General features: G+C 59.7%; 26 protein-coding genes and 1 pseudogene. 18 read left to right on the forward strand and 9 right to left on the reverse strand.

Annotated features, from left to right (window positions below):
- Positions 1-72 precede the first annotated feature (72 nt).
- Together QWI20_RS17520 and QWI20_RS17525 are read right to left on the reverse strand one after the other, a co-directional pair.
- Positions 73-423 (reverse strand): gamma-glutamylcyclotransferase family protein, encoded by a 351-nt coding sequence (locus QWI20_RS17520; RefSeq protein WP_369306516.1) that lies wholly within the window; start codon positions 421-423, stop codon positions 73-75.
- A 45-nt stretch (positions 424-468) separates the two neighbouring features.
- On the reverse strand, positions 469-2280 hold the full coding sequence (locus QWI20_RS17525) for an ABC transporter ATP-binding protein (RefSeq protein WP_369306517.1): 1812 nt from the start codon (positions 2278-2280) through the stop codon (positions 469-471).
- A gap of 240 nt (positions 2281-2520) precedes the next feature.
- On the opposite strand from QWI20_RS17525, the gene QWI20_RS17530 reads away from it, so the two are divergent.
- On the forward strand, positions 2521-2904 hold the full coding sequence (locus QWI20_RS17530) for a response regulator (RefSeq protein WP_369306518.1): 384 nt from the start codon (positions 2521-2523) through the stop codon (positions 2902-2904).
- A gap of 28 nt (positions 2905-2932) precedes the next feature.
- Here QWI20_RS17530 and QWI20_RS17535 read toward each other — a convergent pair whose 3' ends face one another.
- The 4 genes from QWI20_RS17535 to QWI20_RS17550 form a co-directional block, all read right to left on the reverse strand.
- Positions 2933-3373, reverse strand: a complete 441-nt coding sequence (locus tag QWI20_RS17535) for a DUF421 domain-containing protein (RefSeq protein ID WP_237253660.1) — start codon at positions 3371-3373, stop codon at positions 2933-2935.
- A 7-nt stretch (positions 3374-3380) separates the two neighbouring features.
- Positions 3381-3893 carry a hypothetical protein gene (locus QWI20_RS17540; RefSeq protein ID WP_369306519.1) on the reverse strand — a complete coding sequence of 171 codons (513 nt, stop codon included), beginning with the start codon at positions 3891-3893 and terminating at the stop codon, positions 3381-3383.
- A gap of 203 nt (positions 3894-4096) precedes the next feature.
- The gene (locus QWI20_RS17545) at positions 4097-5095 is read right to left on the reverse strand and encodes an NAD(P)H-quinone oxidoreductase (protein ID WP_369306520.1); all 999 of its coding nucleotides are present in this window, start codon (positions 5093-5095) and stop codon (positions 4097-4099) included.
- A gap of 95 nt (positions 5096-5190) precedes the next feature.
- A complete protein-coding gene (locus QWI20_RS17550) occupies positions 5191-6366 on the reverse strand; it encodes a trans-acting enoyl reductase family protein (RefSeq protein WP_369306521.1) in 1176 nt (391 codons plus the stop codon).
- Positions 6367-6476: 110 nt separating this feature from the next.
- Here QWI20_RS17550 and QWI20_RS17555 point away from each other — a divergent pair, with 110 nt between their 5' ends.
- The gene (locus tag QWI20_RS17555) at positions 6477-7376 is read left to right on the forward strand and encodes a LysR family transcriptional regulator (RefSeq protein ID WP_369306560.1); all 900 of its coding nucleotides are present in this window, start codon (positions 6477-6479) and stop codon (positions 7374-7376) included.
- Positions 7377-7448: 72 nt separating this feature from the next.
- On the opposite strand, the gene QWI20_RS17560 is transcribed toward QWI20_RS17555, so the two are convergent.
- Complete coding sequence (locus tag QWI20_RS17560; protein WP_369306522.1) at positions 7449-8342, reverse strand: LysR family transcriptional regulator; 894 nt, start codon at positions 8340-8342, stop codon at positions 7449-7451.
- A gap of 142 nt (positions 8343-8484) precedes the next feature.
- Between QWI20_RS17560 and QWI20_RS17565 the strand changes: the two genes are divergently transcribed.
- From QWI20_RS17565 to QWI20_RS17585, 5 genes and pseudogenes are all read left to right on the forward strand, one after another.
- Positions 8485-8811: a YciI family protein gene (locus QWI20_RS17565; RefSeq protein ID WP_369306523.1), complete on the forward strand. Its 327-nt coding sequence runs from the start codon at positions 8485-8487 to the stop codon at positions 8809-8811.
- Between the two features lie 85 nt (positions 8812-8896).
- Positions 8897-9505 (forward strand): NIPSNAP family protein, encoded by a 609-nt coding sequence (locus QWI20_RS17570; protein ID WP_369306524.1) that lies wholly within the window; start codon positions 8897-8899, stop codon positions 9503-9505.
- Positions 9506-9677: 172 nt separating this feature from the next.
- Positions 9678-9913 (forward strand): annotated as a pseudogene (locus tag QWI20_RS17575) (cation:dicarboxylase symporter family transporter); the annotation flags it as partial.
- 418 nt (positions 9914-10331) lie between these two features.
- Positions 10332-13322 (forward strand): ATP-binding protein, encoded by a 2991-nt coding sequence (locus QWI20_RS17580; RefSeq protein WP_369306525.1) that lies wholly within the window; start codon positions 10332-10334, stop codon positions 13320-13322.
- Positions 13323-13325: 3 nt separating this feature from the next.
- Entirely contained in the window at positions 13326-13706 is a 381-nt protein-coding gene (locus QWI20_RS17585) for a response regulator (RefSeq protein WP_369306526.1), read from the forward strand.
- Between the two features lie 198 nt (positions 13707-13904).
- Here QWI20_RS17585 and QWI20_RS17590 read toward each other — a convergent pair whose 3' ends face one another.
- Positions 13905-14081: a hypothetical protein gene (locus QWI20_RS17590; RefSeq protein WP_369306527.1), complete on the reverse strand. Its 177-nt coding sequence runs from the start codon at positions 14079-14081 to the stop codon at positions 13905-13907.
- A gap of 487 nt (positions 14082-14568) precedes the next feature.
- Between QWI20_RS17590 and QWI20_RS17595 the strand changes: the two genes are divergently transcribed.
- From QWI20_RS17595 to QWI20_RS17605, 3 genes are read left to right on the forward strand one after another with little or no spacing between them, the layout of a single operon-like run.
- Positions 14569-14823: a hypothetical protein gene (locus QWI20_RS17595; RefSeq protein ID WP_369306528.1), complete on the forward strand. Its 255-nt coding sequence runs from the start codon at positions 14569-14571 to the stop codon at positions 14821-14823.
- Between the two features lie 21 nt (positions 14824-14844).
- A complete protein-coding gene (locus QWI20_RS17600; protein WP_369306561.1) occupies positions 14845-14919 on the forward strand; it encodes a DUF6555 family protein in 75 nt (24 codons plus the stop codon).
- A gap of 27 nt (positions 14920-14946) precedes the next feature.
- Positions 14947-15459 carry a GNAT family N-acetyltransferase gene (locus tag QWI20_RS17605; RefSeq protein WP_369306529.1) on the forward strand — a complete coding sequence of 171 codons (513 nt, stop codon included), beginning with the start codon at positions 14947-14949 and terminating at the stop codon, positions 15457-15459.
- 50 nt (positions 15460-15509) lie between these two features.
- Here the strand turns inward: QWI20_RS17605 and QWI20_RS17610 are convergent, their stop codons facing one another.
- The gene (locus QWI20_RS17610; RefSeq protein WP_369306530.1) at positions 15510-15977 is read right to left on the reverse strand and encodes a TlpA family protein disulfide reductase; all 468 of its coding nucleotides are present in this window, start codon (positions 15975-15977) and stop codon (positions 15510-15512) included.
- 134 nt (positions 15978-16111) lie between these two features.
- Here QWI20_RS17610 and arsC point away from each other — a divergent pair, with 134 nt between their 5' ends.
- The 8 genes from arsC to QWI20_RS17650 all read left to right on the forward strand — a co-directional run bounded on the left by arsC (position 16112) and on the right by QWI20_RS17650 (position 23193).
- Positions 16112-16465: an arsenate reductase (glutaredoxin) gene (arsC, locus tag QWI20_RS17615; protein ID WP_369306531.1), complete on the forward strand. Its 354-nt coding sequence runs from the start codon at positions 16112-16114 to the stop codon at positions 16463-16465.
- Positions 16462-17067: an NAD(P)H:quinone oxidoreductase gene (gene wrbA, locus QWI20_RS17620; RefSeq protein ID WP_369306532.1), complete on the forward strand. Its 606-nt coding sequence runs from the start codon at positions 16462-16464 to the stop codon at positions 17065-17067. Before arsC ends, wrbA begins: the two co-directional genes overlap by 4 nt.
- Before the next feature lie 146 nt (positions 17068-17213).
- The gene (locus QWI20_RS17625; RefSeq protein WP_369306533.1) at positions 17214-17885 is read left to right on the forward strand and encodes a DNA-3-methyladenine glycosylase I; all 672 of its coding nucleotides are present in this window, start codon (positions 17214-17216) and stop codon (positions 17883-17885) included.
- 90 nt (positions 17886-17975) lie between these two features.
- Positions 17976-18659, forward strand: a complete 684-nt coding sequence (locus tag QWI20_RS17630) for a GntR family transcriptional regulator (RefSeq protein WP_122622244.1) — start codon at positions 17976-17978, stop codon at positions 18657-18659.
- 944 nt (positions 18660-19603) lie between these two features.
- Positions 19604-20554 carry a 4-hydroxyproline epimerase gene (locus QWI20_RS17635; RefSeq protein WP_369306534.1) on the forward strand — a complete coding sequence of 317 codons (951 nt, stop codon included), beginning with the start codon at positions 19604-19606 and terminating at the stop codon, positions 20552-20554.
- Complete coding sequence (locus QWI20_RS17640; protein ID WP_369306535.1) at positions 20551-21687, forward strand: NAD(P)/FAD-dependent oxidoreductase; 1137 nt, start codon at positions 20551-20553, stop codon at positions 21685-21687. The genes QWI20_RS17635 and QWI20_RS17640 overlap by 4 nt, the downstream gene beginning before the upstream one ends.
- A complete protein-coding gene (locus QWI20_RS17645) occupies positions 21680-21916 on the forward strand; it encodes a (2Fe-2S)-binding protein (protein WP_065992824.1) in 237 nt (78 codons plus the stop codon). Before QWI20_RS17640 ends, QWI20_RS17645 begins: the two co-directional genes overlap by 8 nt.
- Complete coding sequence (locus QWI20_RS17650; RefSeq protein WP_369306536.1) at positions 21913-23193, forward strand: FAD-dependent oxidoreductase; 1281 nt, start codon at positions 21913-21915, stop codon at positions 23191-23193. The genes QWI20_RS17645 and QWI20_RS17650 overlap by 4 nt, the downstream gene beginning before the upstream one ends.
- Positions 23194-23225: the final 32 nt, after the last annotated feature.

Here is a 23225-nt window from a genome sequence, read left to right on the forward strand (position 1 = left end):
CGAGGAGAACTTAAAAGTTACTCGCCATCATCAGGAAGCGCGTTGGGTGAATGCAACCACAACGCTCAAGAATCACGCCTGGATATATACCCAAGCCGTCAATCCCGATGCCAATGCCACCGACACCCTTTTGTAATCCGCAACCTCATAGGCGTCAGCAGCCGCAAGCTCCTGCTCTGTAATCTGGAATACGGTCCCCGCAACTTGGTCCTCGACATCACTGGGCGCGATGATCGGATGGTGAGTCTTACCGCTTGCCGCCAGCACTTCGGCGTCAGTGATTTCGACCCATGATTGTGAATAGCCGAGCATATGGTCGGCATCGCCGACCAGTTCACGACCAAAATTCGCAAGCTGTACCGCTTTGTCTTGCAGCGTGCCGTAGGAAAATAGAAGTACGGGACGTGCGATGGAATCGTTCATTGAGCTCTCTTCGTTGGACATAAATAGTTAAGGCTGTCGGCGCGGCTATTGATACCCACGCGCCTGGATGTTGAACAGGCTCGCATAGCGCCCGCCGCCAGCCATCAGTTGCACGTGGGTGCCTTGTTCCAGAATCCGGCCCTGATCCAGCACGATGATGTGATCGGCGTTGCGCACGCTGGAGAATCGGTGAGAGATCAGCAACGTCATGCGCCCTTTGGCGTATTCGCGGAAGTGCTCGAACACGGCAGCCTCGGCCCCGGCGTCGAGGGCCGCCGTCGGTTCGTCCAGAATCAGCAGATCAGCCTCACGGCGCATGTAGGCCCGCGACAGCGCCAGCTTTTGCCATTGCCCACCGGACAGTTCCTGCCCACCGGCGAACCAGCGCCCCAACTGCGTGTGATAGCCGTTGCTCAAGCGCTCGATGAAGTCGGCGGCGATCCCTTGGGTGGCCGCATCGCGCCAGCGGTCCTGGTCATCGAACGCGTCGACGTCACCCACCCCAAGGTTTTCGCCGACGGTCATCTGGTAACGGATGTAGTCCTGAAAAATCACCCCGATGCGCTGGTGCAAGGCCTGTTCGTCCCAGTCCTGCAAATCGCTGCCGTCCAGCAGGATCCGGCCTTGGTCAGGCGTATAGAGTCGGGTCAGCAGTTTGATCAATGTGGTTTTACCCGAGCCGTTTTCGCCCACCAGGGCCAGGCTCATGCCGGGCGTCAGGTGCAGGCTGATATCGCTGAGCGTGGGCTGCGCGGCCCCCGGATAGCGGAACCCCAGACCCTCGCAGCGCAGGCCATCGCCCGGGCGTGCGCCGGCCTTCAGCGTGCCGCGTACAGGTGCCACCGTCACCCCGAGGTATTCGTAGAGGTCAGACAGGTACAGGCCGTCCTCGTACAAACCGGCAATCGCGCTGAGGCTGGCGGTGATGGCGACTTGTCCTTGCTTGAACAGCACCAAGTACATCGTCATCTGCCCGAGGGTGGTCTGGCCGCGCACGGTGTCGAGCACCACCCAGGCGTAGGCCACGTAGAACGCGGCAGTGCCCAAAAGCCCGAGGGCAAAGCCCCAGGCGTCGCGTCGCACAGTGAGCCGGCGGTCTTCAGCGTACAGGCGCATGAAATTGTCGCGATAGCGTTGCAGCAACAACGGCGCCATGCCGAACAGCTTCACTTCCTTGGTGTGCGACTCATGGGACAGCAAGGCCTCCAGGTAATTTTGCTGGCGGGTTTCCGGGGCACGACGCTGAAACAGGCGGAAGGCATTACCGGAAAAATGCGTCTCGGCGAAGAACACCGGCAGCGCACCGAGCACCAGGATCAGCAGCGCCCAAGGGGAAAAATGCACCAGCAGCACCGCAAAGCTGACCAGCGAGATCAGGTTTTGCGTCAGCCCCAGGCCTTTGGTGACGAGGCCCAGTGGCCGGGTCGAGGCATCGCGGCGCACGCGCACCAACTTGTCGTAAAAGGCCGAGTCCTCGAACTGCAGCAGCGACAAGGTCTGGGCCTTTTCCAGGATCATCAGGTTGACCTTCTGCCCCAACTGCACCCGCAGCAGCGCCTGTTGCATTGAGAGCGCCCGTTGCGCCGCCGCCAGCAACGCCAACACGCCCGCCTCGGCCAGCACGTAACGCAGGACAGGCCACACCGGCGCCTGGCTGCCATTGCCGTGGATCTGCATCGCGTGAACCACCGCATCGACGATCCGCTGACCGATCCAGGCGGCCAGCGCGGGCAAAATGCCGGCGATCAGCGTCGCCACGATCAAGCCGCCGAACAAAGGGCGGGAAGTGGCCCAGACAAGGCCGACCGCCCTGCTGCTCTGGGTCGAAAATGCAGTCAAACGATTGAACAACGACATTAAAGGCGCAGGCTCCGGGTTGGCGGTGACGAGGGATTGTAGCGGCAAGTTCGGCACGCTTCGCCGGTCTTGTGGGTAGCGATCTGGATAATCAGGGGCGATTCAGGCTTTCCATAGAACTGCAGGCCACTCAATCAGCGCGGTATAACCGTGCAGAGAGACTTGAGCTATGGCGGTATCGGAAGTGGGAACCCGCAGCCAGTGGCCCAGTCCAACTGCACAACAAACCAGGATGGGCAAATGACAGTGTTATCAACCGTTTTAGTGGTGGAAGATGACTGGCTCATTCGCAGTTTGATCCATGAAATCTTAGAGACGGAAGGCTTTGAGGTCTTCACAGCAGAGACAGGCGACGACGCTTGGGACTGGTTGTGCGAGACCTCGGGAGGGGCAGATCTCATCCTGTCCGACATCCATATGCCGGGCGGTCTGAGCGGTATCGGGCTGGCCAATCGGGTGCAAGCGCATTGGCCGCGCATCCCTGTGATCCTGTCCTCCGGGGGACGGGGGCAACAAATCCTGGAGTCTGGATATGCGCCACTGTTCATCCCTAAACCCTGGCATTCCCAAGACATAGGCACCATTTGTCGGCGCGCATTAGCCTTGGCAATTAACCGAGAGTGATCCTGCCGATCCCATGGGGGGCAGATGATCAGGCGGGAATGATCGAGATCTTGCCGTTTCGCTCCAGGATCGCGTACTTGATCTGCTCCACTCGTTCGAAACCCTGCTCAATTCTTGCGGCCTCCAGGATGTCGTCTTCCTGAATACGGGCCTCGTGCATGCGATGGCGCAGGAACGCGCCGTTCTCAACGATGATCGTCGGGCCCCCATCGATCAGCTTGGCCAAGCGTTTGGAGCGTCGTTTGACGAGGGAAAGCCCGATATCGATCACCATCAACGTCACAATGACCAGAACCGCATTGGTCACGGAGAAGTCATCGCCCAGCAGCGCTTGCTGGGTCGCTTCGCCAATGACCATCAGCAGCACGAAATCAAACGACGTCAGCTCCCCCAATGATCGTCGGCCAGAAATCTTGAAAAGCACCATCAGTGCCAGATAAATCGCGCCCGCGCGTAGTACGGCATCCATTGAGCACCTATGGGTAAATGAACTGAGTGACTGGAATGTGGCCGCCGCCTACGACACTGATCTGACTTTTGAACAGCCCAATGCCGTCGCTGCGCCATGAGATGAAGAGCGTGACGTGACCGCTCTTGTCGGTGGGGAAATTAAGACTCAAACCTTCGGGACTGCCCATGGAGCTGACCGGCTGCGGCTGAATAGACTCGATGCTGAAGCCATCCAGCATCGGCTTGCTGATCGACAGAGTGACCTCTTTGCCCGGCTGCCCAGTGGCCTGAACGATCATCGGATTGGTCCCGCCAGCACGGTGGAAACGCTCGTACTGCACCGTGAGATCACCCTGCTCACTCACCGATTCGAGCGTGCTGAGCGGGCCTCTGGAAAACAAACCAAGCAATGTCAGGATGACAACCGCCAGCAGCACAAACCAGCCAACCCTCTGGAACCGCCAGACTTTGCGCTGCAACGCAATGTCCTCGGCCACGGGGTGTTCACGGTCCTGCATTTCTTGTTCTAGGAGGCTCATACGCATCACTCGTCGGGACTAGCGATGTGACTGCTGTGATCTGTGGGAAGTTCTGGTGGGGTAAGCGTCGGCTACTGATTCCTCAGCATGCGGCTAAAACCGGACAAAAGCAGCCGCTCGCCCCCCACACGACCATGGACACCTCAAACAAAAAATGAACAACGCCCGGCAACAGTCAATGACACGCACCGGGCGATTCCCGTTCACACCACCTTCAGCACGATTTTGCCGATATGGTCGCCCTGTTCCATTCGCTGATGCGCCTGTGCTGCGTCGGCAAGAGGGAAAACACGGTCAATGATCGGCAGGCATTCGCCTTGACTGAGCAACGGCCAGACATTGGCCAGTACGGCGCGTGCGATCTCGGCTTTTTCCTCCGCGCTACGCGAACGCATCATCGACCCTGTCACCGAGCCCTGCTTTTCCATCAACGCCAGCAGATTGAAGTCCTTGACGGAGCTGCCGCCCAGAAAGCCGATAATGACCAGTCGACCGCGTCGTGCGAGTGACGCCACGTTGTTCTCGAAGTAGCTCCCGCCCATGATGTCGAGAATCACGTCCACGCCCTTCTCGTGGGTTTGCCGGGCGATCTCCTGAGCGAAGTCCACCTCGCGGTAGTTGATCGCCTCGCCACCCAGCGCGCGGATTCGGTCGCACTTTTCCTGGCTGCCGGCCGTTGCAAAAGCCTTGATCCCCAAGGCTTTGCACAGCATGAGCGCGGTCGTGCCGATGCCGCTGGTGCCGCCATGGATCAATACGGTGCAGCCCTTTTGTGCACGGCCCAGCTCGAAAAGGTTGGCCCACACGGTAAAGAATGTTTCCGGAATGGCCGCGGCCTGAATCATGTCCACGCCGTCGGGGACCGGTAATGATTGGGTGGCCGCCACAACGCAGTATTCGGCGTAACCGCCGCCATTGGTCAGCGCACATACGTTGTCGCCCAGCTTGAAGTTGGCCACTTTTGCGCCAACCCCAACGACCTCACCGGCCACTTCCAACCCGGGCACAGGGGTCATGCCGGGTTTCATCGGGTATTTGCCCGAACGCTGTATGACATCAGGACGATTGATGCCGGCGGCGTGAACCCGGATCAGCAACTCGTGATCCCCCGGCGTTGGCACATCGGCCTGCATTATCTTTAATACGTCGGGGCCACCGGGTTCAGTGATCTCGATGTAGTTCATACGGTTTGGCACATTCATGGGACACCTTTTGTTGAGAGGCTAATTGTTGAGAGTGCTAAAGACTCTGAAAGCTGAACGTCCAAGACATTCAGCCTGTTTAGCGGCCCATCGAATTAACCCTCGACGGTAAACCTCAGTCCGGCTTTTTCAGTCAGGCGCTTGAGCAACGCCTCATTCAACGCCGCCGCGGGCGTCCAGCAACCGCCCGGGGTCTCCTCTCGTGTCACATCGAACGCCAGCGCCATCGCTGACTCGGCCAACATCTTGGAGGTCGACAGGTAGCCCGGATCCTCGTCGCAACTCACGGATGCCTTGAGCACCTGACCGTCTGCCAGTTCTGCGATGAACAACACATCATAAAAGCCTGCATCAAGCTCCTTCTGTGTCGGCCCTTGCCCCGGTTGCGGATGACCGCCCTCATTAAAGGAGAAACCCGCCAGGCCAAGCTCATCGTCTTCGCTCGGTTGCGCATTGAGCATCAGCATTTCGTCGTACTGAAACGACGTGCCCCACAGGTGCCCTTCCAGCAAGTTTGTGCGATGCACCGCCTTGGAATTGATGCCGGACATGATGAAAGGGCCGACCCAGCTCTGAGCCAGTTCATCCCGGTAGGGGGTCTGATCATCAGGTTGCTCAACACCTTTGAATCCCGGTGTGTAGGCAAATGGATCGGCCACCAGTGCGCCAAGCGCAGGATCCTGCGCTGCCGCTGCAACCACAGCATCGACACTCAGGAACGTGCCACCGGACAGCACGCCTTGCATGCTGCGCACCCGGCCCCTGATCCGAGGCGCGTAGCGAGCGAACTTCTTCATCACCTGCTGCTGGGTGAACCATACGCCGAGGTCGAACGGCACCGAATCGAAACCACAGGAGAACACCAGTCGCGCGCCCGATGCCTGGGCCTGGGCCTGATGGCTGCCGATCATTTGGGCAATCCAGGGGATCTCCCCCGAGAGGTCGACGTAGTCCGTCCCCGACTCGGCGCAGGCTGCCACCAAGTCCGAGCCATAGACCGAAAACGGCCCTGCGGTGGTGATCACGACCCGGGTCGCGGCAACCATGTCGCGCACGGACGCCCGGTCCTGGGCATCGGCCACGATCAGCGGCAGCGCTGCGGCGTCTGCCCAACTGTCCCGGATGGCTTGCAGCTTGCTCAAGCTGCGACCGGCAATGGCCCATTTGACAGGGCCGTCCACGCCGTATTGAGTGAAGAAGTATTCAGCGACCAGCCGGCCGGTGTACCCCGTGGCGCCAAAAATGATTACATCGAATGTTTGTTTACTCATGGAAAAGATGATTCCTGAAAGCGCCGCGAAGCAAAGGCGACACTCTAGCCATCCTGCCTACAAATGATTAGATGGTATGGTTGGAATAGACCTATAACCGCAGAGCATCAATCGTGCGCGACAACGTCACCGATCTCTTGGCCCTCCTGCGGGTCGCCCGTGAAGGCAGTTTTACCAAAGCGGCGGCGCAGCTTGGTGTTTCCCAGCCTGCGCTGAGCCGCACCATCACCAAACTGGAATCGCGCCTGGGTGTGCAATTGCTGACACGCAGTACCCGCAGCGTCGCGCCGACCGAAGCAGGCGCGCGGCTGATCGACAGCATCGGGCCGCATTTTGACGGGATCGAGTCAGGGCTCAACGAGCTGAGCGAACTCAGCGGCACGCCGGCGGGTAGCCTGCGCATCACCTCCATGGAGCACGCAACCCAGCTAGTCCTTGCCCCGGCTGCGCTGCAATTGATGACCGACTATCCGGGCATCAAGGTTGAAATCAACGACAGCTACGCATTGGTCGACATCGTCGCAGAGCGCTTCGATGCCGGTATCCGCCTGGGGGCGCAGCTGGCTCAGGACATGATCAGCATGCCCATCGGCCGGGATTTTCGCCTGGCATTGGTGGCCGCCCCCGCCTATCTGGAACACCGCGCTAAACCACTGACGCCACAGGATCTGACCGAGCACGCCTGTATCAACCTGCGCCAGCCCACCTCGGGAGGATTGTGGGGTTGGCCTTTCGCAAAAAACGGGAGAGAAATCAAAGTACGCGCCGACGGGCATCTGGTGAGTAACAACATCTGGCTCATGCGCGATTTTGTCAGGGCGGGCGCCGGACTGGGCTACTTCCCGGAGCATCTGGTCGAGCAGGATCTGGCACAAGGTCGCCTGGTGCGGCTGATGGAGGACTGGACTGGCACCGTCACCGGGTATCACCTCTACTACCCAAGCCGGCGCCAACACAAACCGGCTTTTCGACTGCTTCTGGATGCATTGCGTGATCAGTCAGGGCGCTGAGTGTCTTCTTCTGGCCGATAGCGGTCGATCCCACAGTGCGTTTTGGCCAAATGCAATCATATGAGCCAACTCTCAGCCCAAAACCTCCATCAAATAATCGACAAAACACCGCAGTTTCGGGGTCATGCGCCGGTCCGCCGCGTATAGCAGATGGATAGGGCGGATGGGGCCTTCGTATCCAGGAAGTATCTGAATCAATAGGCCCGATTCGAGGTCAGCCGCAACAGCCTGCTCGTAACTAATCAAGATGCCGAAACCGTCGAGCGCGGCACTGCGCAGGGCTTCCCAGTCATTGACTTGCAACCGACCTTTCACCGGTACCTCGATGACGCGGCCATCTTGCCGGAAATGCCAAATGCGACTGAGATCGGACACCCAAGGTGCGAAACCCAGGCATTCGTGGCGAGTAAGATCCGTCGGTAATTGCGGTATTCCGTGGGTGAGCAGGTAAGCCGGCGATGCACACGCCACAAGACGGTATGTACGAAGCGGCCGCGCAACCAGCGCAAGGTTCGTTTGCAGTGGACCTAGCCGCACGACAGCCTCGTAGCCTTCCTCCATCGGATCGATCAAGCGATCAGACAATGTCAGCTCAACGTCAACTTGGGCATAGCGATTGAGGAACTGTGTGACCACCGGCAGCAGCGTATGACGCCCGAACGTAACGGGGGCGTTAATGCATAGACGACCATGGGGCTCGGCGTGTGAAGCCTGCGCCAGCCTGTCGGCGACCTGTACTTCGGCAAGCACCGATTGGCATTGCTCCAGATAAAGCCTGCCAAACACCGTCAAGCTTTGCTTGCGGGTAGTCCGATTCAATAATCGGGTTTCAACACGTTGCTCTAGCGCTTCGATATGTTTGGCGACCATTTGAGGCGACATACCGAGCTTTTCAGCCGCCGCCGCGAAGGACCCGGAGCGAACCGTTTGGGCGAACACTGTCATGCTGGTCAGTCGATCAAGCATTGCCAACCACCAGTTGTTAAAAAAATTACTCTATACCCATTTATCCAGCCGGCGACGGCAATTATCTTCGTCTTGTGTCCTTGACCCGGCTAGATGCAGGCTCAGGCGCGAATCACCAACACGGCCACAAACGGAGGAATGCATGTCTATATTTATCGCTCGTATGGAACATCCCGAAGGACCAGTTTGGAACACCTACGTGATTGAGCACATCGAGTATTTGAAAGCTTTGATAGAGGAAGGCCATTTGTTGGCGTCCGGTCCAGTGAAAGGTTCGCCGCTAAGGGCCGGATTCCTTATTTTTAAAGCCGATTCAAAACTGGAAGTACAGGCCATGATTGATGAGGATCCATTTGCCCGCGAGCACATCATCAGCGCGCTGACCATTGAACAGTGGGACCCGTTATTCGGTTTGTTTGCCGAAGAATCGTCCAAACAATTGCCTTCTATCTTGGCGAATGCGACTTGACAGGTAATTTCGGCTCGACATCGTCCGCCTGCTTATGACGACGCCGAAGCAGGGTTTTGCCGGTCTTGAGTTATTGAGGTGCAGCATGGTTTATGAACTCACGACAATCAGTTGTTCACCGCTCACAGAGGGTGCGGTCGCTCTCGCTGCGTGCGACTGGATGGCACAAGGGCCTGGCCGGTTACTGGGTGTCTGGCGCTCTGAAATTGGCGACCTGTTCCAGGTCAAACTGTTGCGCGGTTTCGAGACATCAAATGCACTCCAAGAAGAACGTCGCCGCGCGCTGATGGCCGTGGCACCCTTCGGGATCACCGATGCCACGATAAAGGTGCACATCGAAAGTTATAAGCGCTTTCCATTCCTGGCGGAGATCGAGCCGGCAACGTTTGGCCGCTTTTATGAATTCAGAACGTACTTTCTGAAGCCGGGAGGATTAGCACCGACGATGGCCAGTTGGCAGGAGACTATTGCCCCCGCGCGTGAATACACCTCACATCTGGTGACCAACCTGTACGCCTTAGACGGGCCGCCACGCATAACACACATCTGGGGATTTTCCAGCCTTGAAGAGCGGAGTGCGCTCAGAGCACATCACTACGCTGCTGGGTTGTGGCCGCCTAAGGGCGCACCTCAGCAGATCGCAAGAGCGACGACGATGATCTGTGTGCCGGAGGATTATTCGCCCTTGCGGTAAGCAGGTATCGGACAAACACATGATGGTCTGCGGCAAGTAGGGTTAGAAAGTTTGGTCCACAAGTGATCACGCCTCGGTGTAGCCAGCTTGTTAGCTGTCTATGGTGAGCGGCAGCAAACGACCCAAAGCGGACAGTCGCGACTGAGGAATCTGAGCCGAAAGCAGCCTCGCGTCCTTCGGGGCGATTGCGTTCACCATCGGCAAATACGGCTTTGGCTCTCTGTTCTCCGTCGGCAAGCTGATGGCATGCGTCTACCTCACCTGCGTGGTGTTTGTCATCTGCGTGCTAGAACCGATCTGCCGTTACAGCGGTTTCAACCTGTGGAAATTTTTGCGCTTCATCAAGTAGAACTGTTCACCGCGCTTGGCACCGGTTCCTCGGACTCGGTGCTGCCGCAGATGATCTCGATCCGCCTCCGCCTGCACCATCAGGGCCGCCTCTTTCGTGAGCATAAGAGTCCGACATCAACAAGCTGACTAGCCGCTGACGGCGTTTAAGTGCAATGACCTCCAGAGAAATTGTTATCCGGAGGCTGTTGTGCAACGGCAGAGTTTAAGCGTGCTGCTCAAGGTTTCTCCTGTATGGTGAGTGGCTGCATCTGCTGACGGGGACGTAAGTCCGCGACCCTCTAACAGTTCGGATGCATTCACGTCCTCATACCGCACCTTTGCGGCAACCTCGCATACCCTGCGCGTCCACCATTTTCTCACCTGCCCTAGCCTCTTGCTGCGTATGGGGCGCTTATCAAAAGTCTTCAATCTCCATGCTATCGCGCCGTGCGCAGCGTCTTGCTGCTCCCGAATGAAACACTATTGGAGTGGCAAAATGACTGGGCACATGCAAGGCGCTGGCATTGACACCGCCCTGGAAGCTGCGCTCGCGGGCTGCGCGCAGGAGCCGATCCGAGTTCCCGGCGCAATTCAACCGCATGGCGTGCTCATGGCACTCTCCGGCGATCCTCTTTGCATCCAGCAGATCAGCGAAAACTGTGTGCTCGCTTTAGGGGTCGAAAGCGGCCATCTGCTAGGGCAGCGGCTGTCTGCGCTTTTATCCCAGGACCAGGTGCTGCTCATTTCTCAGTTCTGCACCAACCCTCCCGGGGTTGAGAGCGATCCGATGCGTCTGACCATCGGCTCCACAGATTTCAGCGCATCAATGCACATGCGCGACGGGATGTTGATCATCGAGCTGGAACCGTTTGTCGAGCCGTTGTGGGAGCAATCCAGAATCATCACCCGGGTGCTGCGGAACCTTCAGGCGGCAACAACACTGGAGACGTTATTCGACATCAGCGTCCATGAAATACAGGCCTTGGTAGGCCACGACAGGGTGATGATTTATCGCTTCGAGCCAGAGGGGCACGGGAAAGTCGTGGCCGAGGCGCTCACTGGCAGCCTGCCTAGCTACAGCGGCCTGAATTTTCCGGGATCTGACATCCCGGCTCAAGCGCGCGAGCTCTATCGTCTGAATTGGATCAGGGTGATACCCGACGCGGAATACGCGCCCGTGCGAATCGTGCCAGAACTGCGGCCTGACACGGGGCTCCCGCTCGATCTGGGCTTTTCGTCACTGCGCAGCGTGTCCCCGGTCCACTGCGAATACCTCAAGAATATGGGCGTGCGATCATCGATGAGTATTTCCTTGCTCGATGACGGGAAGCTCTGGGGATTGATCGCCTGCGGCCACCCCAGTCCACTGCTGGTCGCACGCGAATACCGCGACGCCTGCGTGCTCATAGGGCAACTTCTATCGGCGAAAATCTCCGCCATCGTGGCCACTCAATTGCAGCACGAGCGTGAGGACAAAGTTGTGCTGGTCGCCCAGCTGGCTGAGGCCATGGGCAGGGCCGACCGTGAAATCCTCCTTGGTCTGGTGAGCCGTCCCGAGGAGCTGCAAGCGTTGACCATGGCAAATGGCGCGGCCGTGCTGACGGAAGATCGTCTGCACCTGTTCGGCCACTGCCCGACGCAGGAACAGGTGCGCGAGCTGTACCTGTGGATCAGGGACACGGGGCTCAAGACCCAGAAGCTCAAGGAACGCGCCGTTGGGCTACAAGGTCTGGGCATTTTCCACACTCACTCACTGCAACAGGATTACCCTGCGGCCAGCGCCTACTGCGATGTGGCCAGCGGTGTTATCGCGTTCATTCTTCCGAAGCCGGTCGACAACATGGTGCTGTGGTTTCGGCAGCAGCTCACCTCGACCATGAACTGGAGTGGTAATCCGGCCCAGCACGCAACCCTTGGCACGGCGGGGTCTGCAGCCCACCGCCTGCACCCGCGGCAGTCGTTTGGATTGTGGGAGCAGCAGGTCACCGGAATTGCGAGCCCCTGGTCTCGCGGTGATCTGTACGCGGCCGAAGACATCCGTCGCTCGGCGCTGGAACTCGATCTTGAGCGCCAAGTGTTGCGCGAGCAGGAGGCAGTACGTCTGCGTGATGAGCTGGTTGCCGTCGTGTCCCATGACCTGCGCAGTCCCATGTCCATCATCATCATGCAATGCGGAATGATGCAGCGCTGGGCCGGCAGTGACGCGGCCGTCGAGAATCGCCATATCCACCGCGCGTTAAGCACCATTGAAAAAGCCACCACGCGAATGAACAGCCTGCTGGAAGATTTGCTGGACACCGCCAAGATAGAGTCCGGCCGGTACCAGATGGCCTGCGTGCCATTGAATGTGACAAGCCTGCTTGAAGAGGCCTGCAGCCTGCTGGTGACCTTGACCAGTGAAAAGGACATTGAGCTTAACTGCACTGCCACGCCCGACTTGGTGATCAAGGCCGATCCCGAGCGGATATTTCAGGTGCTGTCGAATCTGGTGGGGAATGCCATCAAGTTCACCCCCCGAGGCGGCAAGATCAGTATCCACGCAACCGGCAGCGAAATAGATGTCGTATTCACTGTCCGGGACAGCGGCGTCGGCATCAGCGCAGAAGACCTCCCTCATATATTCCAGCGCTATTGGTCGGTCAGGAAAGGCAATCCCAAGGGTAACGGCCTGGGACTGTATATTTCAGAAGGCATTATCTCGGCTCACGGCGGCCAGTTGTTGGTCGAAAGTCTACCCGGGGAAGGCAGCGCGTTTACCTTTAACCTGCCGGCCCATGATGGGCCTGCGACGATGGGAGAAAACGCTTTTCTCAAACAGAACGACGCCACCGGCCGGCTGGCCCAATCCATTTCCGGCAAGCTGGAGCGTCAGCAACTTGAAGATCGGCAAGCGCGGTTGGGTTTGTTGAACGAGCTCAATCACCGGGTCAAAAATACGCTGGCAACGGTTCAATCCATCGCCACCCTGACCGCTGCTCATTCCGACTCGCTCCCCATATTTCGCAAAAGTTTTGACGCTCGCCTGTTTGCCCTAAGCCGCGCTCACGACGCTATGGCCCGTGCCGAGTGGCTGTCAAGCGACCTGAGTGACCTGATTGCAGGGCTTAAAGAAGCGAACCTCGAGACAAGCAGGATCATCATGACCGGCGACCCTGTGGCCCTTGAGCCCAGAGTGTCGCTGAGCCTTTCCATGGTGTTTCACGAGCTTATGGCAAACGCCCTGCAGCACGGGGCGCTATCAAGGCCCGACGGACGAATCCATTTCACTTCAACGCTGGATATCAACCAGAGCCCGCCGACTTTAACGCTCGACTGGGAGGAGACAGGAGGCCCGAGCATTGAAGTCAGTCATATCAGAGGCTTTGGCTTTCGACTGATTGAGCGCAGCATCGAGCGAGAGCTGAGTGGCAAAGCAGTCGTCCATTTCGCCAAGTCAGGCTTACGTTGGTCAATGTTAATCCCAAGGCTTGGCAGTACCCGGATGTGATTTATGAATGTGAAGTTGCGCTACTCGAGCGGTTCGCCAAAAGTATTTTTGGTCGAGGACGAAACCATGCTCGCGATGCTCATGGAGATCATGCTGGAAGAGTTGGGATACAGCACCGCTTTTCACGCAAGCACGTTGGAGGATGGTGTGGAATACGCCCGCACCGGCAGCTTCGATGTGGCAATTCTGGACATCAACATCATTGGAGGAAACTCGTTTCCAATTGCCGAAGCCCTGGCTCAGCGCGGCATCCCCTTCACTTTCTGTTCCGGTTACGGACGGCTGGGGATTCCTGAGGCTTGGGCAGGGCAGCATTGCGTGGCGAAGCCCTTCAGCGCTGAACAATTAGACGCCGCGCTAACGCTAGTCCTGGGCCAGATATGATCGCGTGCTGCACTGACTACCGGGAAAAGCTGTTCTGATGGACTCCGCCTGTACGGCGGGCTGGCAGCAGAGGTTGCGCTGAGTTTCAGAGTTAAGATCCGTCAGCGCCGTGTCAGGAAGATCTGATAATCCTGCTTTCTAGAGGGGTTACGCCAACTGAGCCTAATCGCACTGTTAAGTAGGCCTTCCCGACCCACCTCACTGCGCTTTGTGCGGCTGCCCAACCGCCGGGCCAAGGAGATCATAAAGGAAGAAGTGGAGATTGGCCTCTTGCTTCTTGCCTTCCATGTGCGCGCGGATTGCGTTTTTCAAATGCCAGTCTCGCATGCGGCGCAGGCCTGCCAGCTGCCGTTTGGAGCGAGTGCTGGTTGACATAGACTCTCCGCTCCTGATGTCCCTCGCCAGCGGTTATTGATATGGATACGTTCATATATCTATGCGAATAGATTTGTATAGGGAGACAGGTGAACTTATATATCTGTATGAATAAGCATGTATCTTTGCGCACGCATTAATATATTCGTCCGAGCAGTTAGCTGGTTTAACACGCACCCTATTTTGTCTGTTGTGTTTGGATATGCCTCACGGAGAAGGACGCACCCCCGGCTAAATCGCTCGACCTCAGGCGATGAGGGACTGGCATCTGGAGATGTTTGCCAAACCAGGACGCTGCGGTTGGTTTCAGAAGCCCGTATTCATCTGATCCTCGCTAAACAGTTAGAGCCCGTTGATACCTCTCCCGGCCGATGAGCGGCCATCATTCCCGCTTTGGTCTGAAAAGAAGTTTGATATGACGCCTGAGGAGGCCTGCCTAACCATATTCCTATATTCCTCGGAATCGAATCAAAAGGAGTTGTCAAAGATGGCCATGACACCCGAGCGCATCTCGATACGCGTCGAATTATTGATTGAATCGATCCGTGGCGGCATGAGAGACGCGTTCGCCGAGCACAATGCTGCGCTGACCATCGACTACGTCGAGCAGGTGTATCGGATGGGCATTATTAATGAAGCGCAATTCACAGCCTTGGTGATTGCCGTAAACGAAGCGGCGGACAACTGGGAGCCAAGTGGCGATGCCAATGGTCTGCCGCTTGAGCACACGCCCGACTCTTAGTGCGGGTATTATGGCCAATCGATGCAGCTCCAGGCTTGGCACTGGGCTGCAGTAGACTCGGGGGTTGCGCAGCTTCCGAAATATCGCCGAGACTAGGTTCAGGTCTTTAGCAAGCCAGATAATATGCAAACGCCAGACGTTAAGCTCGCCCGGGTGACACGCGCCGATATCGACGAGCTTCTGCACGCGAATCGGGAAAGCCGGGACTACCACGGTCGTTGGGTACAGCCATTCACAAGCGCCACAGGGTTCGAGGAGTGGTACTCCGCTCACATCACAGGCGCAAGCGTTGGGCTCGTGGCTCGCGATAGAGAATCGGGTCAGATTGTTGGAGTGACCAACCTGAGCCAGATTTTCTATAAAGGATTTCAGAACGCGTATCTCAGCTACTGGGGCATGGTCTCGTTCGCCGGGACGGGAAGAATGTCCCAGGCGGTGGAACTGACGACGAGGTATGCCTTTGAAGAGTTGGGTCTTCACCGTCTCGAGGCCAATATTCAACCCGAGAATGTGCGTTCAATCGCGCTGGTCAAACGTCTAGGATTTCGGAAAGAGGGCTTCTCCCCGAAATACCTTCAGATCGCCGGGGTCTGGTGCGATCACGAGCGCTGGGCACTTCTGGCCGATGAGCGTTAATCAGCGAGCAGTGCCGTTGAACATCGAAGCTCACTGCCCAATGATCTGCCTCAGCCCTTCCCTTTCAACTCCGTCAGCTTCTGCATCACCCCCGCCGCCGTCTGTTCGCCCATCAACTGCTCCCGCACTTTGCCCTTGTCGTCGATGATGTAGGTCACCGGCAGGGCTTCGCTTTTCGGCAGGTCGTATTGTTCAGCCGGGTCCTGGGCCAGGACGGTGAAGCTGATGCCCAGCGCTTTGCTGGCGCTTTTGAGGTCTTCGCCCTGGAGGTTGTCGAAATTGACACCGAATACGCTGACGTTCTGGCCTTTGACCTGCTCGGACAGGGTGTTGAGTTCAGGGATTTCAGTCCGGCACGGGCCGCACCATTCGGCCCAGTAATTGACCACCAGCCAGTGCTTGTCGACGCGACTGCTGGCGACTTTCTCGCCATTCTGGTCGGTGCCGAGGTCCACGCCACACCCGCTGAGCAACAGACTTCCAATCAGTGCTGCCGCCGCTGCCAATCGCCTTGCCATGATGCTGTTTCCTTCTAGGTGCTCTTTTTTCCAGATACACGCGACGCCGATTGCGCATCGCTCGCCGCGTGTTGCCGGTCGTTACCGTGACGCAGGTAGAATAGCCGCCACCTCAGGCAAGATGCGACCCGCAAATGACCGATCTCACGCTTTATCACAACCCGCGTTGCACCAAATCCCGCGGCACGCTGGAATTGCTTGAAGCCCGCGGCCTGACGCCGACCATCATTCATTACCTCGAAACCCCGCCCGAGGCCGCGCAACTGCGCGACCTGCTGGGCAAGCTCGGCATCGGTGCTCGCGGGCTGCTGCGCACCGGTGAAGACGAGTACAGAACCCTGAACCTGGCTGACACCAGCCTGAGCGACGAACAACTGATCGCCGCCATGGCGGCCCATCCCAAGTTGATCGAACGCCCCATTCTCGTCGTCGGCGACAAGGCCGTGATTGGCCGTCCGCCGGAAAACATTCTGGAGATCCTGCCGTGAGCGCGCCCTACATTCTGGTTCTGTTTTACAGCCGTAACGGCGCAACCGCGGAGATGGCGCGGCAGATCGCCCGTGGTGTAGAGATGACCGGCATGGAAGCGCGTCTGCGCACGGTGCCGGCGGTGTCCACCGACTGCGAAGCCGTGGCGCCGAGCATTCCGGACGCAGGCGCCTTGTACGCCACCCTCGACGACCTGAAAAACTGCGCAGGCCTGGCACTCGGCAGCCCGACCCGCTTCGGCAACATGGCCGCGCCGCTGAAGTACTTTCTCGACGGCACCAGCAACCTGTGGCTGACCGGCGCACTGGTGGGCAAACCGGCCAGTGTGTTCACCTCCACCGCCAGCCTGCATGGCGGGCAGGAAACCACGTTGCTGTCGATGCTGTTGCCCCTGCTGCACCACGGCATGCTGATCAGCGGCCTGCCCTACAGCGAAGCGGCGTTGATCGACACCCGTGGCGGCGGCACGCCTTATGGCGCCAGTCACCACGCCGGTGCCGACGGCAAACGCGCGCTGGATGAGCACGAAACCACGCTGTGCCGTTCGCTGGGTCAGCGGCTGGCGAAAACCGCGCTGTTGCTCAACCCGCCGCAGGGCTAGACAGCTCAAGGCGTTGCTCGCGCTCGATTGCTGGAACCCCTTGCTCAAACCGGGTCAAACACAGAGCCCCTGCCGGGGTTCTGCGTCAGCGCTCGGAAATGCGCTACGTCAGCGATCGCGCACATGAATTTTGTTTTGGAGAGGGCATGCAAGACTACAAATGGCTCCATGAATACTGTCTCAACCGCTTTGGTTCCGTCGTCGCCCTCGAGGCGCATCTGCCGACCCCCGCCACGCCGAAAAAACTGAAAGCCCTCAGCGACGACCGTTACCTGTCGACCATGGCGCTGCGGGTGTTTCGTGCCGGCCTCAAGCACAGCCTGGTGGACGCCAAGTGGCCGGCTTTCGAGCAGGCTTTCTTCGGCTTCGATCCGGAAAAGGTCACGCTGATGGGCGGCGATCACTTGGAGCGCCTGATGCAGGACGCGCGGATCATCCGTCACTTGGGCAAGCTCAAGAGCGTGCCGCGCAACGCGCAGTTGATCCTCGACATCGCCCACGAACACGGCAGCTTCGGCCATTTCATCGCGGAATGGCCGGTCACCGATATCGTCGGGTTGTGGCGTTACCTGTTCAAGCACGGCAATCAGATGGGCGGGCTGTCGTCACCGCGCTTCCTGCGCATGGTCGGCAAGGACACCTTCATCCCCAGCAATGACGTAGTCGCGGCGCTGAATGCGCAGAAGATCGTCGACCGCGTGCCCAGCAGCCAGCGTGATCAGGCGGCGGTGCAGGCGGCGTTCAATCAGTGGCATGCCGATAGCGGACGGCCGATGTGTCAGCTGTCGATGATGTTGTCGTACACCGCCAACCATTGATCGTTTTGCCGGTGGAGTGAAAAGACACAGCGCGTAACAAATCGGACGTCGTATACAATATTCGCCGTCCCCCATTGCTGAGTCATTCGCGTGCCTTTCCTTCTTCCTGACGCCCCCAACCTCGGTGTCGCGCCCTCCGCGTCCGAGGTGATTTCCAAGTACTTGCGCGAGTCGATCATCTCCGGCCAGTTCGCCGAGGACGAGCCGATTCGTCAGGACGACATCGCCCGCGTGTTCAACGTCAGCAAGATCCCCGTGCGCGAAGCGCTCAAGCGTCTGGAAGCCGAAGGGCTGGTGCAATTCCAGCGCAACAAGGGTGCCGTGGTCACGCGGATTTCCGAGCCGGAACTGGCGCAGATTTTCGAAGTGCGGGTGCTGCTGGAAGTGCAGGCCATCCGCCTCGCCGTGCCGCGAATGACCGCTGCCCAGCTGGATCGGGCCCGGGCCATCTGTGACGAATTCATGCGCGACGACGACATCGGGCGTTGGGCCGAGCTGAACTGGGCGTTTCACACCTGTCTGTATGAGGCGGCGCAACGGCCGTTTTTGCTGAACATGATTCGCTCGATCCACGACAAGGTGGAGCGCTACCTGCGGGTGCAGATGAGTTTCGACGAAGGCAAAGAGCGCGCCGACCTGGAACACCGCGAGATCCTCAAGGCCTGTGCCGATCGTGACGTGGACAAAGCGGCCGAACTGATCGAACACCACATCATCGGCGTCTGCCGAACCCTCTACGCCCACCTCCCCCACGCAGTGCTTAGCGAGATCTGATCGACCGGCGACTGTGCCGATTTCGTCATTGGGGCGGGTGAAATCGGTCAAGACCTTGGGCGACGTACGCGCCACTCTATTGGCAATAGTGATGAACGCCTTCCCGGCTGAAGCCGGTCCCACTAGGGATCGTCGTACTCAGTTCCATCGGATGTACGCAGCGCTTTTAGTGGGACCGGCTTTAGCCGGGAAGAGGCCAGTGTGAACACCATAACTCTCGGTGTGGCGACCGACGCTTTCCCGGCTGAAGCCGGTCCCACTAGGGATCGTCGTAGCCAGTTCTATCGGGTGCATGCGTTGCTTTTAGTGGGACCGGCTTTAGCCGGGAAGAGGCCAGTGTGAACACCAAAAATCTCGATGCGGCGACCGACGCCTTCCCGGCTGAAGCCGGTCCTACTAGGGATCGTCGTACTCAGTTACATCGGGTGCACGCAGCGCTTTAGTGGGACCGGCTTTAGCCGGGAAGAGGCCGGTGTGAACACCATAACTCTCGGTGTGGCGACCGACGCTTTCCCGGCTGAAGCCGGTCCCACTAGGGATCGTCGTACTCAGTTACATCGGATGTACGCAGCGCTTTTAGCGGGACCGGCTTTAGCCGGAAAGAGGCCAGTGTTAACGCCATAACTCTCGGGTGTGGCGACCGACGCTTTCCCGGCTGAAGCCGGTCCCACTAGGGATCGTGGTACTCAGTTACATCGGATGTACGCAGCGCTTTTTGTGGGACCGGCTTTAGCCGGGAAGAGGCCAGCGTTAACACCATAAATCTCGGGCGTGGCGACCGACGCTTTCCCGGCTGAAGCCGGTCCCACCAGGGATCGTCGTAGCCAGTTCCATTGGGTGTGCGCAGTCCTACCAGGGACCGTCGAAGCCAGTTCCATCGGGTGTATGCGGTCCCTCCAGGGATCGTCGCACGCAGTTCCAGACTCAGTCCGACAGGGGAATACATGAAACGCATCCAGATCCTCGATTCTCATACCGGCGGCGAGCCGACGCGGCTGGTGCTCGACGGGTTTCCCGATCTTGGGCGGGGGAGCATGGCCGAGCGGCGTCAGCTTCTGGCTGACCGGTTCGATGACTGGAGGGCGGCGACAGTCCTCGAACCCCGCGGCAGCGATGTGCTGGTCGGCGCGCTGCTGTGTGAGCCGGTCGATCCCCAATCCTGCGCCGGAGTGATCTTTTTCAACAACAGCGGCTACCTGGGCATGTGCGGCCACGGCACCATCGGGCTGGTGGTGTCGCTGGCCCATCTGGGCAAGATCGGCCCCGGCGTGCACCGCCTCGAAACCCCGGTCGGCACGGTTCAGGCCACGCTGCACGACGACCGCTCCGTCAGCGTCGACAACGTACCCTCCTACCGCTACCGCAAGGATTTCGTTGTCGAAGTGCCGGAACTGGGCAGCGTGACCGGTGACATCGCCTGGGGCGGCAACTGGTTTTTCCTGATCGCCGACCACGGCCTGAGCGTCGCCGCCGACAACCTCGACGCCCTCACCGATTACACCTGGAAGGTCCGTCAGGCGCTGGAAAGCCAGGGCATTCGCGGTGAAGACGGCGGCGTCATCGACCACATCGAACTGTTCGCCGACGACGACCACGCCGACAGCCGCAACTTTGTGCTCTGTCCCGGCAAAGCCTACGACCGCTCGCCCTGCGGCACCGGCACCAGCGCCAAACTGGCGTGTCTGGCAGCAGACGGCAAACTACAACCCGGCACCCTGTGGCACCAGGCCAGCGTGATCGGCAGCCAGTTCGAAGGCCATTTCGTTTGGGAGCACGGCGAGCGGCAGATGGGCGACCGCATCGTGCCGACCATCCGCGGCCGCGCCTACATCAGCGCCGAAGCCACCTTATTGCTGGACGACGAAGACCCGTTCGCCTGGGGCATTCGCTCGTGACCAACGCGGCCACGCTGCAGGGCCATGCTGCTGATGTGATCGTCATCGGCGGCGGCATCGTCGGCGCGGCGTGTGCGGATGAGCTGGCGTCTAAGGGTTTGCACGTGCTGGTGCTAGATTGTCAGCGCCCCGCCGCGACGGCTGCGGGCATGGGTCACCTGGTTGTTCTCGATCACAGTGCTGCCGAGTTGGCGCTGGGGGAATATTCCGTCAGGGCCTGGCGCGACCTGGCTTCGCAGATGCCGGACGACTGCGCGATGCGCACCAACGGCACCCTGTGGCTGGCCTGCAACGAGGAAGAAATGGCCGAAGCGGAGCGCAAACACGCCGCGCTGAGCGAATACGGTCTGGCCTGCGAGTTGCTGTCCGGCGCCGAACTGGCAAAAGCCGAACCGTCGTTGCGATCCGGCCTGCTTGGCGCGTTGAAGGTCAGCGGCGACGGAATTCTGTACGCCCCCAATGCCGCGCGCTGGCTAATGCAGCGCCAGTGTTCACGGGTGGTTCAGCGTCAGGCCGAAGTCGAGGAAGTCCAGGGCAACCGTGTTCGGCTGGCAACCGGTGAATGGCTGCAAGCCCCGGCCGTTGTGCTGGCCAGCGGCATCTATGCCCGCGAGCTGTGCCCTGACCTACCGTTGCAAGCGAAGAAAGGCCACCTGCTGATAACCGACCGTTACCCCGCGCAGATCACCCACACGCTGGTCGAATTGGGCTACGTCACCAGCGCCCACAAGGGCAACGGCCCGTCGGTGGCGTTCAATGTGCAGCAGCGCCCGACCGGCCAGTTGTTCATCGGCTCATCGCGGCAGTTCGACAACCATAACCCTGAAGTGGACGCTGCCATGCTCGGGCGAATGCTGCGCCGGGCGATGGATTTTCTCCCCGGCCTGGGCGACATGAACGGCCTTCGCAGCTGGACCGGCTTTCGTTCCGCCAGCCCCGACGGTCAGCCGCTGATCGGCCAGCACCCGCATCAGCCCGGCCTGTGGCTGGCGGTCGGGCACGAAGGCCTCGGCGTCACCACGGCAACCGGCACCGCCCGCCTGCTCGCCGCGCAAATGCTGCGCACACCGCCGCCCCTCGACGTTGAACCGTATTTGCCGCAACGCTTTATCGGAGCCCGCGCCCATGCCTGAGTTGAGCATCGATGGTCAGCCTTTTCGTTTCGCCCAGGGCACTACGGTGGCCGCCGCGCTGATGTCCAGCGGCGATCGTTGCAGCCGCACGTCGGTCAGTGGCCAGCGTCGCGCGCCCTTGTGTGGCATGGGTATTTGCCAGGAATGCCGGGTGAGCATCGACGGCCTGCGCCGGTTGGCCTGCCAGACAATCTGCCGCGACGGCATGCGCGTCGAGACTCAGCCATGACCGTGGCCGTGAACGCGGCAACGACCGAGCATGTCGATCTGCTGATCATCGGCGCAGGTCCGGCCGGCATGGCGGCAGCTCTGGCTGCGGCGCCTCGCGGGCTGAGCATCGCCCTGCTCGACGACAACCCGCTGCCGGGCGGGCAGATCTGGCGCGACGGCCCGAACGCTGAGGTGCCGAAACAGGCTCACGATATGCGCGGGCAGTTGCAGGGTTTAAGCAACGTTCGCCTGCACAGCGGCTGCAAAGTGGTCGCGCTGGCCGGGCCGAAACGGTTGCTGCTGGAAGACGCCGAGCGCGGCTGGGTGTTGAGTTACGACAAACTGATTCTGTGCACCGGCGCGCGCGAGCTGTTGCTGCCCTTCCCCGGCTGGACGCTGCCGGGCGTCACCGGCGCCGGCGGCTTGCAGGCGCTGATCAAAGGCGGCCTGCCAGTGACAGACGAACGCATCGTGATCGCCGGGACCGGTCCGCTGTTGCTGGCATCGTCGGCGACCGCGCAAAAGCACGGTGCCGAGGTCGTGCGCGTTGCCGAGCAGGCGCCCTTGAGCGCCGTCGCCGGATTTGCCTCCGGGTTGTGGCGCTGGCCGAACAAGGCGATTCAGGCGATCACCCTGGCCAGTGCCGCCTATCGAACGTCGGCCCATGTGCTGGCGGCGCTGGGCACGGATCGGCTGGAAGCCGTGCGCATTAAGGTGGGTGACAAGATTGAAGAGTTGGCCTGTGAGCGTCTGGCCTGTGGTTTCAGTCTGGTGCCCAACGTCGAGATCGGCCGGGCGCTCGGCTGTGCTGTTCAGAATCAGTCCATCGTGGTGGATGAGTGGCAGGCGACGCGTCTGGCCGATCACTTCGCAGCGGGGGAATGCACCGGTTTCGGTGGCAGTGAACTGGCATTGGTCGAAGGGCAGATTGCCGGGCTGGTGGCGGTCGGTGAACGGGAAAAGGCGCGAGGGTTGTGGGCTGAGCGGCAGCGCTGGCAGGGTTTTGCGGGTCGGTTGAACACAGCGTTCCGCCTCAATCCTGCGCTGAGACACTTGGCGATGCCGGAAACACTGGTCTGCCGTTGCGAGGACGTGCGTTACGCGGACCTTGCGGCACATGACAGCTGGACCGGGGCCAAACTCGCCACCCGTTGCGGGATGGGCGCGTGTCAGGGGCGGATCTGTGGGACGGCAGCGCAGACGCTGTTCGGCTGGGAACCTCCGTTGTTACGTCCGCCGTTCAGCCCGGCGCGGATTTCGACGCTGGCGTGTCTGGACGAGGGCGACCCTGTTTAAAGCGCCTTATTTATTAAATTGCGTGAGTGAAC

This window comes from Pseudomonas sp. W2-17 (assembly GCF_041060445.1).
Lineage (GTDB): Bacteria > Pseudomonadota > Gammaproteobacteria > Pseudomonadales > Pseudomonadaceae > Aquipseudomonas.

Coding starts and splice junctions, on each gene's coding strand:
- QWI20_RS17590 (WP_369306527.1), bottom strand. CDS start 14,081: ATGTCAACCAGCACTCGCTCCAAACGGCAGCTGGCAGGCCTGCGCCGC.
- QWI20_RS17530 (WP_369306518.1), top strand. CDS start 2,521: ATGACAGTGTTATCAACCGTTTTAGTGGTGGAAGATGACTGGCTCATT.
- QWI20_RS17570 (WP_369306524.1), top strand. CDS start 8,897: ATGGTTTATGAACTCACGACAATCAGTTGTTCACCGCTCACAGAGGGT.
- QWI20_RS17610 (WP_369306530.1), bottom strand. CDS start 15,977: ATGGCAAGGCGATTGGCAGCGGCGGCAGCACTGATTGGAAGTCTGTTG.
- QWI20_RS17525 (WP_369306517.1), bottom strand. CDS start 2,280: ATGTCGTTGTTCAATCGTTTGACTGCATTTTCGACCCAGAGCAGCAGG.
- QWI20_RS17540 (WP_369306519.1), bottom strand. CDS start 3,893: ATGAGCCTCCTAGAACAAGAAATGCAGGACCGTGAACACCCCGTGGCC.
- QWI20_RS17645 (WP_065992824.1), top strand. CDS start 21,680: ATGCCTGAGTTGAGCATCGATGGTCAGCCTTTTCGTTTCGCCCAGGGC.
- QWI20_RS17560 (WP_369306522.1), bottom strand. CDS start 8,342: ATGCTTGATCGACTGACCAGCATGACAGTGTTCGCCCAAACGGTTCGC.
- QWI20_RS17565 (WP_369306523.1), top strand. CDS start 8,485: ATGTCTATATTTATCGCTCGTATGGAACATCCCGAAGGACCAGTTTGG.
- QWI20_RS17605 (WP_369306529.1), top strand. CDS start 14,947: ATGCAAACGCCAGACGTTAAGCTCGCCCGGGTGACACGCGCCGATATC.
- QWI20_RS17535 (WP_237253660.1), bottom strand. CDS start 3,373: ATGGATGCCGTACTACGCGCGGGCGCGATTTATCTGGCACTGATGGTG.
- QWI20_RS17635 (WP_369306534.1), top strand. CDS start 19,604: ATGAAACGCATCCAGATCCTCGATTCTCATACCGGCGGCGAGCCGACG.
- QWI20_RS17580 (WP_369306525.1), top strand. CDS start 10,332: ATGACTGGGCACATGCAAGGCGCTGGCATTGACACCGCCCTGGAAGCT.
- QWI20_RS17650 (WP_369306536.1), top strand. CDS start 21,913: ATGACCGTGGCCGTGAACGCGGCAACGACCGAGCATGTCGATCTGCTG.
- QWI20_RS17595 (WP_369306528.1), top strand. CDS start 14,569: ATGGCCATGACACCCGAGCGCATCTCGATACGCGTCGAATTATTGATT.
- QWI20_RS17550 (WP_369306521.1), bottom strand. CDS start 6,366: ATGAGTAAACAAACATTCGATGTAATCATTTTTGGCGCCACGGGGTAC.
- arsC (WP_369306531.1), top strand. CDS start 16,112: ATGACCGATCTCACGCTTTATCACAACCCGCGTTGCACCAAATCCCGC.
- QWI20_RS17520 (WP_369306516.1), bottom strand. CDS start 423: ATGAACGATTCCATCGCACGTCCCGTACTTCTATTTTCCTACGGCACG.
- QWI20_RS17545 (WP_369306520.1), bottom strand. CDS start 5,095: ATGAATGTGCCAAACCGTATGAACTACATCGAGATCACTGAACCCGGT.
- QWI20_RS17585 (WP_369306526.1), top strand. CDS start 13,326: ATGAATGTGAAGTTGCGCTACTCGAGCGGTTCGCCAAAAGTATTTTTG.
- QWI20_RS17625 (WP_369306533.1), top strand. CDS start 17,214: ATGCAAGACTACAAATGGCTCCATGAATACTGTCTCAACCGCTTTGGT.